This is a genomic window from Roseateles puraquae (assembly GCF_002205845.1).
In the GTDB taxonomy this organism is placed as follows: Bacteria; Pseudomonadota; Gammaproteobacteria; order Burkholderiales; family Burkholderiaceae_C; genus Pelomonas; species Pelomonas puraquae.
Genome location: NZ_NISI01000011.1, coordinates 53,031 through 65,979, shown reverse-complemented (window position 1 = coordinate 65,979; position 12,949 = coordinate 53,031). Strand labels below are relative to the sequence as shown.

General features: G+C 70.4%; 14 protein-coding genes. 9 read left to right on the top strand and 5 right to left on the bottom strand.

The genetic code is table 11. The annotated features are described in order from the left end of the window. Positions 1-149 precede the first annotated feature (149 nt). Complete coding sequence (locus tag CDO81_RS21830) at positions 150-2,201, top strand: oxidoreductase (protein WP_088485361.1); 2,052 nt, start codon at positions 150-152, stop codon at positions 2,199-2,201. Between the two features lie 204 nt (positions 2,202-2,405). Here the strand turns inward: CDO81_RS21830 and CDO81_RS27795 are convergent, their stop codons facing one another. From CDO81_RS27795 to CDO81_RS28905, 3 genes are all read right to left on the bottom strand, one after another. After that, positions 2,406-2,621 carry a hypothetical protein gene (locus tag CDO81_RS27795; protein WP_144397353.1) on the bottom strand — a complete coding sequence of 72 codons (216 nt, stop codon included), beginning with the start codon at positions 2,619-2,621 and terminating at the stop codon, positions 2,406-2,408. Positions 2,622-2,781: 160 nt separating this feature from the next. Next, complete coding sequence (locus CDO81_RS21820) at positions 2,782-3,471, bottom strand: DNA alkylation repair protein (protein ID WP_088485359.1); 690 nt, start codon at positions 3,469-3,471, stop codon at positions 2,782-2,784. 33 nt (positions 3,472-3,504) lie between these two features. Then, complete coding sequence (locus CDO81_RS28905; RefSeq protein WP_088485358.1) at positions 3,505-4,122, bottom strand: PEP-CTERM sorting domain-containing protein; 618 nt, start codon at positions 4,120-4,122, stop codon at positions 3,505-3,507. 155 nt (positions 4,123-4,277) lie between these two features. Here CDO81_RS28905 and CDO81_RS21810 point away from each other — a divergent pair, with 155 nt between their 5' ends. The 4 genes from CDO81_RS21810 (at position 4,278) to CDO81_RS21795 (ending at position 7,805) form a co-directional block, all read left to right on the top strand. Continuing rightward, entirely contained in the window at positions 4,278-5,843 is a 1,566-nt protein-coding gene (locus tag CDO81_RS21810; RefSeq protein WP_088485357.1) for a thioredoxin family protein, read from the top strand. A gap of 7 nt (positions 5,844-5,850) precedes the next feature. Then, on the top strand, positions 5,851-6,960 hold the full coding sequence (locus CDO81_RS21805) for a DUF3667 domain-containing protein (RefSeq protein ID WP_144397352.1): 1,110 nt from the start codon (positions 5,851-5,853) through the stop codon (positions 6,958-6,960). Positions 6,961-7,113: 153 nt separating this feature from the next. Next, positions 7,114-7,431 (top strand): hypothetical protein, encoded by a 318-nt coding sequence (locus CDO81_RS21800; protein WP_088485355.1) that lies wholly within the window; start codon positions 7,114-7,116, stop codon positions 7,429-7,431. Positions 7,432-7,436: 5 nt separating this feature from the next. Next, positions 7,437-7,805 carry a hypothetical protein gene (locus CDO81_RS21795; RefSeq protein ID WP_144397351.1) on the top strand — a complete coding sequence of 123 codons (369 nt, stop codon included), beginning with the start codon at positions 7,437-7,439 and terminating at the stop codon, positions 7,803-7,805. Between the two features lie 18 nt (positions 7,806-7,823). Here the strand turns inward: CDO81_RS21795 and CDO81_RS21790 are convergent, their stop codons facing one another. Continuing rightward, complete coding sequence (locus CDO81_RS21790; RefSeq protein WP_088485353.1) at positions 7,824-8,033, bottom strand: hypothetical protein; 210 nt, start codon at positions 8,031-8,033, stop codon at positions 7,824-7,826. 157 nt (positions 8,034-8,190) lie between these two features. Here CDO81_RS21790 and CDO81_RS21785 point away from each other — a divergent pair, with 157 nt between their 5' ends. Genes CDO81_RS21785 through CDO81_RS21770 form a run of 4 tightly spaced genes read left to right on the top strand, consistent with a single transcriptional unit; the run spans position 8,191 to position 12,129 of the window. Next, positions 8,191-9,678 (top strand): alpha/beta fold hydrolase, encoded by a 1,488-nt coding sequence (locus tag CDO81_RS21785; RefSeq protein WP_088485352.1) that lies wholly within the window; start codon positions 8,191-8,193, stop codon positions 9,676-9,678. Next, positions 9,675-10,457 (top strand): ABC transporter ATP-binding protein, encoded by a 783-nt coding sequence (locus CDO81_RS21780; RefSeq protein ID WP_088485351.1) that lies wholly within the window; start codon positions 9,675-9,677, stop codon positions 10,455-10,457. Before CDO81_RS21785 ends, CDO81_RS21780 begins: the two co-directional genes overlap by 4 nt. Continuing rightward, entirely contained in the window at positions 10,454-11,617 is a 1,164-nt protein-coding gene (locus tag CDO81_RS21775; protein WP_088485350.1) for an ABC transporter permease, read from the top strand. The genes CDO81_RS21780 and CDO81_RS21775 overlap by 4 nt, the downstream gene beginning before the upstream one ends. 11 nt (positions 11,618-11,628) lie before the next feature. Then, positions 11,629-12,129 (top strand): hypothetical protein, encoded by a 501-nt coding sequence (locus CDO81_RS21770; protein ID WP_088485349.1) that lies wholly within the window; start codon positions 11,629-11,631, stop codon positions 12,127-12,129. Here the strand turns inward: CDO81_RS21770 and CDO81_RS21765 are convergent. Then, complete coding sequence (locus CDO81_RS21765; RefSeq protein ID WP_158218379.1) at positions 12,126-12,941, bottom strand: PEP-CTERM sorting domain-containing protein; 816 nt, start codon at positions 12,939-12,941, stop codon at positions 12,126-12,128. The genes CDO81_RS21770 and CDO81_RS21765 overlap by 4 nt on opposite strands. Positions 12,942-12,949: the final 8 nt, after the last annotated feature.

Here is a 12,949-nt window from a genome sequence, read left to right as displayed (position 1 = left end):
AAATACGCGGACGCGTGATTAGAACTCAAGCCGAGGATGTCACGATTACCGCCGCCTAGCGGCGGGTGAAGAACTGTTGCTGCAACCGCACCGCCGGTCTGAGGAGAACCCTCCAATCCGCGCCGGGCTCCGGTCGCTAGCATCGCCGGATGCACTATCCCCACCTCCTCGCCCCCCTGGACCTCGGCTTCACGACACTGAAGAACCGCGTGCTCATGGGCAGCATGCACACCGGCCTGGAAGACGGCCGCAAGCATTTCGAGCGCATGGCCGCGTTCTTCGCCGAGCGCGCCCGCGGCGAGGTGGGGCTGATCGTCACCGGCGGCTTCGCGCCCAACATCGAGGGCTGGGCCAAGCCCTTCGCCGGCACGCTGGCCACCTCGGGTGCTGCGCGTCGCCACCAGACCATCACCAACGCCGTGCATGCCGAGGGCGGCAAGATCGCGCTGCAGATCCTGCACACCGGGCGCTACGGCTATTCACCGTTGTGCGTGGCGCCGTCGCGCATCCAGTCGCCCATCACGCCGTTCACGCCGCGGGAGCTTTCCGCGCGGGGCATCGAGCGGCAGATCCGGGCCTTCGTGCGGTGCGCCAAGCTGGCCCGCGAGGCCGGCTACGACGGCGTGGAGGTGATGGGCAGCGAGGGTTACTTCATCAACCAGTTCCTGGTGGAGCACACCAACCAGCGCACCGATGCCTGGGGCGGCAGCTATGAGAACCGGATGCGGCTGCCGCTGGAGATCCTGGCCCGCATCCGCGAGGCGGTGGGGCCGGACTTCATCGTCATCTACCGCCTGTCCATGCTCGACCTCATTCCCAACGGCAGCAGCTGGGACGAGGTGCTGGCGCTGGCCCGCCGCGTGGCCCGTGGCGGCGCGACCATCATCAACACCGGCATCGGCTGGCACGAGGCGCGCATCCCGACCATCGCCACCAGCGTGCCGCGCGCCGGCTTTGCCTGGGTGACGGCCAAGCTGCGGGCGCAGCTGCGCGCCGAAGGCATCACCACGCCGCTGATCACGAGCAACCGCATCAACACGCCGGAGGTGGCCGAAGGCGTGCTGGCCGACGGCAGCGCCGACATGGTGTCGATGGCGCGGCCTTTCCTGGCTGATCCGGCCTTCGTGCAGAAGGCCCGTGAAGGCCGGGCGGACGAGATCAACACCTGCATCGCCTGCAACCAGGCCTGCCTGGACCACACCTTCGCGCAGAAGATCTCGACCTGCCTGGTGAACCCGCGCGCGGCCTACGAGCAAGAGATCGTGCTCAAGCCGGTGAATGGCGCCCGCAAGCGCATCGCCGTCGTGGGCGCCGGCCCGGCTGGCCTGGCAGCGGCCACCACGCTGGCGGAACGCGGCCACACGGTGACGCTGTTTGACGCAGCGGCCGAGATCGGCGGGCAATTCAACATGGCGCGGCGCATTCCCGGCAAGGAGGAGTTCAGCGAGACGCTGCGCTACTTCCGCCGCCGCATCGAGATCACCGGCGTGGACCTGCGCCTGAACGCGCGGGTGTCGGCGGACGATCTGAAGACCTTCGACGAGGTGCTGCTGGCCACCGGCGTGAGCGCGCGCGACCCGAAGATCCCGGGCCAGGCCGAAGGGCTGGCCCGGGGCCAGGTGCTGAGCTACATCGACGTGCTGCGCCACGACAAGCCGGTGGGCGCGCGCGTGGCCATCGTCGGCGCGGGCGGCATCGGCTTCGACATGGCCGAATACCTGCTGGAGGCCGGCCATTCACTGACGCTGGACGCCGCCGCCTGGCGCCGCCACTGGGGTGTGGGCGACCCGGAGCAGGTGCGCGCCGGCCTGGCGCGGCCCGCGCCCGAGGCCCCGACACGCCAGATCACGCTGCTGCAACGCAAGGCCGGCAAGCCCGGCGCGGGCCTGGGCAAGACGACCGGCTGGATTCACCGCGCGGCGCTGAAAATGAAGCAGGTGGACATGCTCTCGCGCGTCAATTACGAACAGATCACGCCCGAGGGGCTATGGGTGAGTTTTGGGGAGAAGCGGGAAGACGCCCAGCTGATCGAGGCCGACACCATCGTGCTGTGCGCCGGCCAGGAGCCGTTGCGCGAGCTGGAGGCGCCGCTGAAGGCGGCGGGCGTGAGCGTGCACCTGATCGGCGGCGCGCTGGAGGCGGGTGAGCTGGACGCCAAGCGCGCCATCCTGCAGGGCACCACCCTCGCCTGCAGGCTCTGAGGCAGGACCGAGAACCGTGCCTGCGCACGGTTCGACGCCTGCCGAAGGACAGGCCGCCTGCATGCGGGCTGGCATGAGGCAGGACCGAGAACCGGCCTACGCACGGTTCGACGCCTGCCGAAGGACAAGCCGCCTGCATGCGGGTTGGCATGAGGCCAGACCCAGAACCGTGCCTGCGCACGGTTCGACGACCGACATCCGGCCTCAGTGGCGGGCCAGCGTCCAGAGTTGGTAGAGGGCGTCGTCGTCCTGCTCGACGATGTCCAGGCCCCGGGCGAGATCGAAGCTGGAGTCGTACCAGCCGCAGTCCATCTTGCGGGCCGCGGCAAGAGCCGCCGGGGCCTGGGTGCGGCCGGCGACCTCAAGGCGGCCTTGCGTCAGGGCGATGCTGGTGGCGGGGGACGAGAGGCGGTGTTGCATGGCGGGCTCCGTGTCGGGGGTGTCCGGCGTCGCGTTCAACGCCATGCCGTCAGCATCGCGGCCCGCCATCCGCGCGCCCATCACCCGGACGGCTACCCGCCGGGGGAGGCCGCCCATCCGCCCCCCACCGTGCCCCTCCAAGGAGGGAATGAAAATGGGGTCAGAGTCGATTTTCTCTGGCGGCTTGCGCCACGCGCAGCAGCTCCCGCCGCGCGTCGTGCCCTATCCATCGCGCTGACCGCGGTTCTTGTAGGCACAGCTTTTCCGCCAATGTGAGCGCAGGCTCACGCAGCATCGGGCTGCGCTTGCCGATCTGGCGCAGCGCCCAGTTGACCGCCTTCTTGACGAAGTTGCGGTCATCGCCGGAAGCCGCCTCAATCAGAGGAAGCATGGCCAGAAAGTCCTCGTCAGGCCGCGACTTCTGGTGCACCGCCGCCACAGCCAGCAGCGAGAAGCCGGCCCGCCGCTCGAACGCCGTCTCGCGTGCCGCCCAGCGCGGGATGGCCGCCCAGGCCAGGGGGCTTTTCACGAAGGCATTGAGGCAGGCTTGGTCACAGACATCCCACGCCTGCAGACCCGCCACCCACTGGTCCATCTGGGCGACCGTGAAGCGGGCGGGCTCGGCCACGAGGCTGGCCAGGATCTGTGCGTCGGGAATGCCGGTGTCCCACAGGGCCAGGGCGAGCGGATGGTCGCGCCGGAACTCGCGCCCCAGCGCACGCAGCGTGGGCACGGCCAGCCCGAGCCGGGTGTCCCCGGTCAGGCCGAAGCGGGCCATGGCGGCGAGCTGGTCGGGCCGCGCCGCGGCCTGCAGTCGGGCCAGGGCTTCGTCGAGTCGGGCGGCGGGCATGGCCCGGCACTCTAGCGCCGGGCCCGCCACAGGTCAGCCGGGGCGGCGCCGGCGCTGCCAGGCCACCCACCCCAGGCCACCGGCCAGCGCAAGGGCCGCCGTCGACGGCTCGGGCACTGCGCTCACCGCCGTGACCGACACGTTGTCGATCAAGCCGCCCGCCATGTCTGACGTGCCCACGGCCGCAAAGCGCAGCACGGCGCTGCCGCTGCTGCCCAGGTCCACCTGGGTGCTGAAGCGCTGCCATGCGGGCGTCGGCCCGATGCCGGTGGCGGTGTCCATCACCACGCTGGAGAAGCTGCCCAGGCTGACCTCGATGCCCTGCGTGCCGGCGCCCCAGCCGATGCGCGGCTTGAACCAGAAGCTCAGTTCCACGAGGCCGCTGGCGTTCAGTGTCTGGCTCATGGCGCTGTTGTAGAAGGTGTCCAGTTCGACGAGCTGCACGCCGTCCTGCGCCACATTGCCCTCCAGGTCGTGCTGCAACTCGATGTCGGGCGCACCGACCCAGCCCGTGATGGTGGGGCGGATGCTCCAGCTGTTGAGAGGGATCAGGTCGGCCTCGAAGCTGCCATTGACTACCAGGTTGGGGCCTGCGGCCCATGCGGTGGTGAAGGACAGGCCTGCCAGGGCGGCGACGACAGCAGATTTCATGGCGCAGATGAGAAATGAGGCGCGACGAGTCTAGGCAGGACTGCGGGATTGCGCTCTCCCTATGAATGCACAGACCGCAGATGCTCATGCGCTTGCCGCACTGACGCCCGCGCAAAGCCAAGGACAATTCCGCCACCGCATCCACGCTGCCTGCCATGAAGCTGTACCCCGCGTTCTCGTCGCTCGCACTCGCACTCGCTCTCGCGCTCACGGCGCTCACCAGCCCGCCGCTGCACGCCAGCACCGGCCCCGGCGTCGCCTGGCAGGCTGCGGCCGCCGATGCGGACATCGACCGCTACTTCGTGCAGGCCAAGGCCGAGAAGAAGCCGGTGCTGCTGTACTGGGGCGCCAAGTGGTGCCCGCCGTGCAACCAGCTCAAGGCCACGCTGTTCAACCGGGCTGACTTCATCGAGCAAAGCAAGGCCTTCGTGGCGGTGGGCATCGACGGCGACGGCCCCGGCGCGCAGAAGCTGGGGGCGCGCTTCAAGGTGCGCGGCTACCCGACGCTCATCCTCTTCAGCCCCGCCGGCAACGAGATCACCCGCCTGCCCGGCGAGGCCGATGCGGCGCAGGTGATGAAGGTGCTGCAACTTGGCCTGTCCAGCGGCCGCCCGGTCAAGGCCGTGCTGGCCGATGCGCGCGCTGGCAAGAAGCTCAATGCCAATGAGTGGCGCCTGCTGGGCTTCTATGGCTGGGAGACCGACGAGCAGCAACTGCTGCCCGCCACCGAGCGCGCGGCCACGCTGGCCCAGCTCGCCAAGGCCAGCGAAGGCGCCGATGCCGACACGGCCACGCGGCTGTGGCTGAAATCCGTCGGGTCGATGGCCGAGGGCAAGCCCGCCGACCCAGCCGGCCTGCCGCGCCTGCGCGCCGTGCTGACCGACGCCGCCCAGGCCCATGCCCAGATGGACGTGCTGACGAACGAAGCCCCCGACCTGGTCAAGGCCCTGACGCCGCAGCCGGGCGACGCCCGCACCGCGCTGCTGGCCGACTTCGACGCAGCGCTCAAGCGGCTCAATGCCGACACCAGCCTGTCGCGCGCCGACCGCCTGAATGCACTGCAGGCCCGCATCGACCTGGCCCGCATCGACGCGCCCAAGGATGACCCGCAGCCCAAGGGCATCCCGGCCGCGCTGCTGGCCGAAGCCCGCGAGCAGGCCGGCCGTGCCAACCGCGAGGTGACGGACGGCTACGAGCGCCAGGCCGTGGTGACCGAAGCCGCGCATCTGCTCGGCCGCGCCGGCCTCTGGAAAGAGAGCGACGACCTGTTGAAGTCGGCCCTCGCGCGCAGCCACTCGCCCTACTACCTGATGAGCCAGCTCGGCGGCAACGCCAGGAAGCAGGGCAAGAAGCAGGACGCGCTGCGCTGGTACGAGGAGGCCTTCAACAAGAGCGAGGGCCCGGCCACGCGGCTGCAGTGGGGGTCCAACTACGTGGCCGCGCTGTTCGAGCTGTCACCCGAAGACACGCCGCGCATCGAGAAGGCCGCCGCCCAGCTCTTCGCCGAAGCCGAGAAAGACCCGGGCGCCTTCTATGAGCGCAGCGAACGGTCGCTGAAGAAGGTGGCCAGCCTGCTGGCCGGCTGGAGCCAGTCGCCCGCCCAGACCGCCGCCTACACGCGGCTCAAGACCCAGCTCGACGGCGTCTGCGGCAAGCTCGACCCGAGCGATGCCAAGGCGAAGTCGGCCTGCGACGGGCTGCTCAAGACCAAGAAGGCCTGAGGCCGCTGTGGACGAACTCAGCGGACTCTCCGGCAGCGCGGCTGCCGTGGCGGCGTCGGCCGAGGCTGCAGGCCTGGCGGGCGGCGGCAGCCAAGGTACCCAGGCGGGTCACACCGCGCATGGCCACGGGCATGGCCATGGGCACAGTGGGCGCTGCCTGAACTGCGACACCGTGCTCGCCCCCGAGGCGCGCTTTTGCAGCCAGTGCGGCCAGGACACCGCCAACCACCCGCCCTCGCTGCTGGAGTTCGTGCACGAGTTCGTCAGCCACTACATCGCCGTCGAAGGCACGCTCTGGAAGAGCCTGTGGGGCCTGATGGCCCGGCCCGGCTTCCTGACGCGTGAGTACCTCATCGGCCACAAGCAGCGCTATGTGCTGCCGCTGCGCCTGCTGCTGACACTGGGCCTGCTGTTCTTCCTGGCCTTGAAGTTCATGCCCGGCAGCACCAAGACGCTGGGCCTCGAGAAGGAAGGCGATGCCGAGGTAGGCGAGGTGATCGTTGCGAACTCGCCGTCTGAAGCCGCTTCGGCGCTGGCAACGGCCGCCTCGGCGGCGTCGGCCGCGGCGTCGTCGCCCCAATCGGCCAAGGCCGCCGAGAAGCTGGACCGCGCCGCACGGCGCATCGCCGAACACTCAGGCGACGCCAAGATCCTCGACGAGAAGATCAGCGAACAGCTGCCACCGGCCCTGCAGGCCCGCGTCGCGCGCGCCGAGGAGCACTGGCGGGCCGACCCCAAGGGCTCGCTCAAGACCATGGGCGCCACCATGCTGGGCCTGGCGCCCTATGCGGTGCTGTGCTCCCTGCCCTTCTTCGCCGGGCTGCTGAAGCTGCTGTTCTGGCGACAGCCCTACGGCGCGCATTTCGTATTCGCGATGCACCTGCACGCCGCCTGGTACGGCATGCTGCTGCTGGCGGTGCTGCTGCCGTGGGGCGGCGTGGCCTTTGCGGCCTGGCTGTGGTCCAACATCTACCCGGTGGTGGCGCTCAAGCGCGTGCACGAGGCGAGCTGGTGGACCACCTTGCTGCGCGCAGCGCTGCTGGCGGTGCTGCACTGGGTCATCATCGGCCTGGGGCTGCTGGCGCTGGTCCTCGTGGGGGCCTTGGCCACCGCTTGAACCCGGCCTCAGACAAACCTCAGAGAACCTTGAGGACGCCGAACCCGAAAGCGACCACCATGGCGGCCACCGACGTGTGAAGCCGCCCGAAGCGCATGCCGCTGCGAGCGGGCGCCGCCTGCCGTCGGCCCGTCAACGCACCCGGAGCCCGCCATGGCCAAGTTCACCGTCAACGTCCCCGTCGAAACCAACACGCCGAACGTCGTGGTGGACGCCGACCCCCAAGCCGCGCTGCCGCCCGGCCGGCACCGCTTCAGCCTGGTGGTGGTGGACGACTCCGGCAACGAAAGCACGCCCGACACGGTCGACGTCATCGTGGCCGACCGCGATCGCCCCACCGCCGTGCTGCAGGGGCCCGACGTCGCCTCCGCGGGCAAGCCGTTCACGCTGAGCGGCGCCCGCTCCTTCGACACCGGCGGCGGGATCATCAAGACCTGGCGCTTCACCTACCTCGGCCTGGCCACGCGGTGAAGACCATGACCCTCCTGCGGCGTCGACTGACCCTCGCAGGCCTGCTCGGCATGGCCGGCCTTGCTTCGGCACAGCAGCCCGACAGCGCCCGCCCGCCGGTGTTGGTGGGGCACTGGCGCCGCACCCGCATCGTGCTGGAGGAACCCGTCGACGACCATCTCACACTGGGCGCGGACGGCCGCATGACCACCTGGCAGGTGAAGGCGACCTCACGCAGCACGCCTCAGGCGGGCCGCTGGCGCGTGCTGGAGGGCCAGTTGATGCTGCAGGTCCCGGGCGAAGCCGAGGGCGGTGCGCCCTATTTCATCCACGAGGGCCGTCTGGTCTTCCCGAACATCCCCAATCGCCGCCAGTTCTGGGAGCGGATGCCCTAGCCACTGCAGGCCGCGGGCTCAGTCCAGCTCGCCCAACCCCACCGGCTCACGCCGCAGGTCGGCATCCACATCCATCAGCACGCTGGCCAGCTCCAGGCTGCGCCACAGCGCCTCGGGCATGGCCAGGATGCCCTCCGGCGTGCGCGCCTGGCTCACCCAGGCGCCGATCTCGGCATGCTGCTGCGGCGTGAGCAGGCAGCGGTCGCGCATCTCGTCCAGGGTCTGCATGCCGGGCCTTTCTGGCGATGGAGTTGGCGCAGCATACGCCGCCGTTCATGCAACAACAGCCACCGTCCAACGCACGGCCCCGCCAGTCATCCCAACTCGGTCACGCCACCGGCGCAGCGCCCGGATACTGCCAGCCATCCGATTCCTGGAGCCTGTCATGCCCTTCCCCGCCCGGCGCGCCTGGACGCTCGCCGCCGCCCTGGCCCTGAGCGCCCCGCTGGCGCATGCCGCAGGGTCGCTCAAGCCCTGCCGCATCGACGGCATTCCCAACGAATTGCAATGCGGCAGCCTGCAACGCCCGCTCGACCCCGCGCGGCCCGACGGGCCGAAGATCGACGTGCATTACCTCGTGGTGCCGGCGCTGGCGCGCAACAAGCAGCCCGACGCGGTGCTGGTGCTGGCCGGCGGCCCCGGGCAGAGCGCGATCAAGCTCGCCTCGCGCGTGATGCCGCGCCTGTCGCGCCTGAACAACCGGCGCGACATCGTCTTCATCGACCAACGCGGTGTGGGCCGCTCGGCCCCGCTCGACTGCCCGGACGACAGCAAGCTGCCGGTGGCCGAACAGCTGGACGACACCGCCCGCTACGCCCGCATCGACGCCTGCCGGGTGGCGCTGGAGAAGCTGCCCTACGGCCGTGACGGTGGCCTGGGCTTCTTCACGACCACCCTGGCCATGCAGGACATGGACGCCATCCGCGAGCAGCTGGGCGTGCCGCAGTGGAATCTGTTCGGCGCCAGCTACGGCACGCGCGCCGCGCTGGAGTACCTGCGCCTCTTCCCCACCAAGGCGCGCCGCACCGTCATCGACGGCGTGGCGCCGCCCGACATGGTGCTGCCAGCCAGCTTCTCGACCGACGGCCAGGCCGCCCTCGACAAGCTCTTCGAGGCCAACGCCAAGACCCACCCGACGCTGAAAGCCGACTGGCACCAGCTGCTCGCCTCGCTGCCCCGCGAGGTGAGCGTGCAGCAACCGCTCACCGGCGTGCCCGAGCGCTTCAGGCTGGAGCGCAACCTGCTGCTGAGCGCCGTGCGCGGCCCGCTGTACCAGCCCTCGCTCGCCTCGGCGCTGCCGGCGGCCATCGAGGCCGCCGCCCGCGACGGCAACTTCGCCGGCCTCTTCGGGCTCACCAGCGCCTTCGGCAGCAGCCCGTCACTGCGCCTGGCCATGGGCATGCATTTCTCGGTGGTGTGCGCCGAGGACGTGCCGCGCCTGGCCGAGGCCACCGACCCGCCCGGCGCCGACTTCCGCACCGCCAACGCCGAGATGTACACCCGCGTGTGCAAGACCTGGCCCCGCGGCGCGGTGTCGCCGGGCTTCTACAAGATCGCGCCCGCCCCCAGCCCCGTGCTGCTGCTCAGCGGCGGCGCCGACCCCGCCACGCCACCGCGCCACGGCGAGCGCGTCGCCCAGGCCCTTGGCGTGACCGACAAGGCCCGGGTGCAGCACATCGTCGTGCCCGAAGCCGGCCACGGCGTGATGCCGGTGGGTTGCATGCGCGACCTGATCTTCCGCTTCATCGACGCCAAGACCGACGGCACCGCCCTGCCCCAGGACGCTGCCTGCGCCACGCGCATCCCGCGCCCGGTCGCCTTCCAGCCCATCCAGCCCCCCGAGTCCGCCACCCCCCAAGGGGCCACGAAATGATCGACATCCAGGACGTTCACAAGCAGTTCACCGCCCAGAGCGGCGGCAGCCTGTTCAAGCGCGGCGTCAAGCGCACGGTGCATGCGGTGCAAGGCGTGACCGTGCGTGCCGGCGACGGCCGCATCACCGGCCTGCTCGGCGCCAACGGCGCGGGCAAGACCACCACGCTGCGCATGCTCGCGGGCCTGTTCCCGCCGGACTCGGGCCACATCAGCGTGGACGGCATCGCGGTGAAGGACGCGCCGCTGAAAGCCATCGCCCGCATGGGCATCCTGGGCGACGCCCACGGCCTGTATCCGCGACTGTCGGCGCGCGAGAACATCATCTACTTCGGCCGCCTGCAGGGCATGACGCCGGACGCCGCCAACGCCCGCGCCGAGGAGCTGGCCCGGCTGCTGGACATGCAGGCCATCCTGGACCGCCGCGCCGACGGCTTCAGCCAGGGTGAACGCATGAAGACCGCGCTGGCCCGCGCCCTGGTGCATGACCCTGCCAACATCGTGCTCGACGAACCCACCAACGGCCTGGACGTGCTGGCCACCCGCGCACTGCGCGAAGCGCTGCGCTGGCTCAAGAGCCCCGAGGGTGGGGCCAAGTGCATCGTCTTCTCCACCCACATCATGCAGGAGGTGGAGCAACTGTGCGACGAGGTCGTCGTGGTGTCCAAGGGTCGCAGCGTCGCCCGCGGCAGCGTGCCCGCGCTGCTGAATCAAGCCGGCGAATCCCGCTTCGAGGACGCCTTCGTGAAGCTCGCATTCCCGGAAGAGGTGGCGGCATGAAACAAGCCCTGATCGTTTTTGCCAAGGAGCTCTCCGACGCCCTGCGCGACCGCCGCACGCTGATGCGCCTGCTGATCCCGGCGCTGCTGATGGGGCCGCTGCTGCTCACCGCGCTGTCGGGCCTGATCGCCTCGCTCGAGGAGCGGGCCGAGAAGCGCGAGGTGATGGCCGTGGGCATTGACGCCGCCCCGACGCTGAAGAACTTCATCGAGCGCCAGACCTACAGCTTCAAGCCCGCTCCCTCCGACTACGAAGCCCGGCTGCGCGCCGCCACGCTGTCGGAGCCGGTGCTGGTGGTGCCGGCCGACTTCGAGGCCAAGCTGCGGGCCGGTGAGGCGCCGACGGTGGAGGTCGTCAGCGACAGTGCCAACCAGCGCGCCAACGCCGGTGTGGGCGCCATCAAGAGCCTGCTGTACGGCTTCAACCGCGAGCGCGCGTCGCTCAACCTGGCCCTGCGCGGCGTCTCCACCGAACTGCTGGAGCCGGTGGACGTGCAGGACCGCGACCTGGCCAGCGCACAAGCCCGCGCGGCCCGGCTGACCGTCATCATCCCGATGTTCATCATCATGGCCGTGCTCTACGGCGCGCTGACCGCCGCGCTGGACAGCACCGCCGGCGAGCGTGAGCGCGGCTCGCTGGAGCCGCTGCTGATGAACCCGGCTCCCCACGGCGCGCTGGTGGTGGGCAAATGGGCGGCGGTGGCGCTGCTGGGCATGGCCGTGGCGCTGCTTTCGTCGCTGAGCTTCGTGCCGGCGCAGTGGCTGCTCAAGAGTGATGTGCTGCAGGCCCAGTTCAGCTTCGGCACGGGCGAAGTGCTGGCCTTCTGGCTGCTGCAGATCCCGCTGGCCGCCGGCCTGTCCGCCCTGCTGATGGCCATGGCCATCCGCTCCAAGACCTTCAAGGAAGCCCAGGCCGGCAGCACCCTCGTCATCACCGCCATCACGCTGATGCCCATGGTCAGCATGTTCAACCCGGGCGGTGAGGCCGCCTGGTACTTCTGGGTGCCGGGCCTGGCGCAGAACACGCTGATGATGAGCGTGCTCAAGGGCGAGGCGCTGCGCTGGAGCCAGGTGCTGCCGGGCGTGATCGTCGGCTTCGCGATGGCGGCAGTCGCCCTGGTTTACGTCGCGAAATCGATGCGGGCGGCGGTGGCGCGCTAAGCTGCGCGCCGATGAAACCCCGTGCCCTACCCCTGCTCGGCGCGCTCCTGCTGGCCGGTTGCGCCAGCTTCGAACCCGCCACGCCGCCTGACTACACCGGGCCCACCGCCAACGTCGCCGACCAGGCTGTCGTGATCAGCGGGCAGCGGCTGCACATCTTCGAGATGTCGGCGGTGGACGGCCGGCGGCTGTCCAGCACCAGCATCGCCACCGTGGGCGCGAACCAGGGGCGCGGCCTGTCGATCGCGCCGGTGCCGGCCCTGACCAACGAGCTGCCGCTGCAGCCCACCCGCGTGCGCCTGCAGGCCGCCACGCAGTACGCCGCCCCCATCCTCGCGATGACGAACCCGACCTGCCGCGCCCAGGGCGAGGTGGACTTCACGCCAGAGGCCGGCAAGGCCTACCGCGTGACCGGCCGCATCGCCGCCGACGCCTGCGAGGCCTGGATCGAAGACGCCGCCACGCAGCAGGCCGTGACGGCCAAGGTCAGCGGCAAAGGCACGGGCGGCTAGGCCCGCCGGCGCTTGAAGAGCGCCACCATCCCCACACCCAATCCCATCAGCGCCCAGCTCGCCGGCTCCGGCACCGCCGCGGCGGTGAAGTCGTGGCCGCTCAGGCCCACCACGTTCAGGCCAGCGACTGACGGCGTGAGGCTGTAGAGGGCGGAGTGGTAGAAGTCGGCCTCCGCAAAGCGGGCGTTGATCGAGTTGCCTTGCACGCGCGCGCCGGTCTGCAGCGAGGCATTGATCAGCAACGAAGAACCGACGACCGTGTTGAGGGTCAGGGAGTAGATGCCGGTGGCGTCGCGCCGGTTGTCCCAGTTCATGAACACCGACTTGCCCGTGACGTAGTCCTGCAGCGAGACCGACGCGGTGCCAAAGGCGCCAAAGGTCGGATCGGGCTGCACGCCCAGCACCGAGCCGGAGATGCTGAAGTCCAGCCGGTAGCTCACCGGCGTGCCCACGGCCAGCCCGCCACCCGTGACGCGGATCTCGTCATAGAAGCCACCCGAGGCGGTGCTGGTCGCGAGGCCATCGCCGCCGCGCGGGTAGGTCGCGCTGGCATAGGCCTTGAGCACACCCACCTGGCCCAGGAAGCGCGCGGTCGCCTCGCTGCCGGGGCCGAGCCTGGCCGTGCGGTCCACGGCCTGCAGCGAGGCGGCCAGCGGGTCGCCGTCAAGAAACACCTCGCCCCGCTTGATGTCGCCCGCCGGAAAGTTGGTGACCTCGGTGTAGACAAAGCCCGACAGGCCATAGGACGCGGCCTGCGAAGTGCCCGGCAGGGTCAGCGCCACCAGCCCCAGCGCGGCAACGGCATGCAGCACGGCGGCCC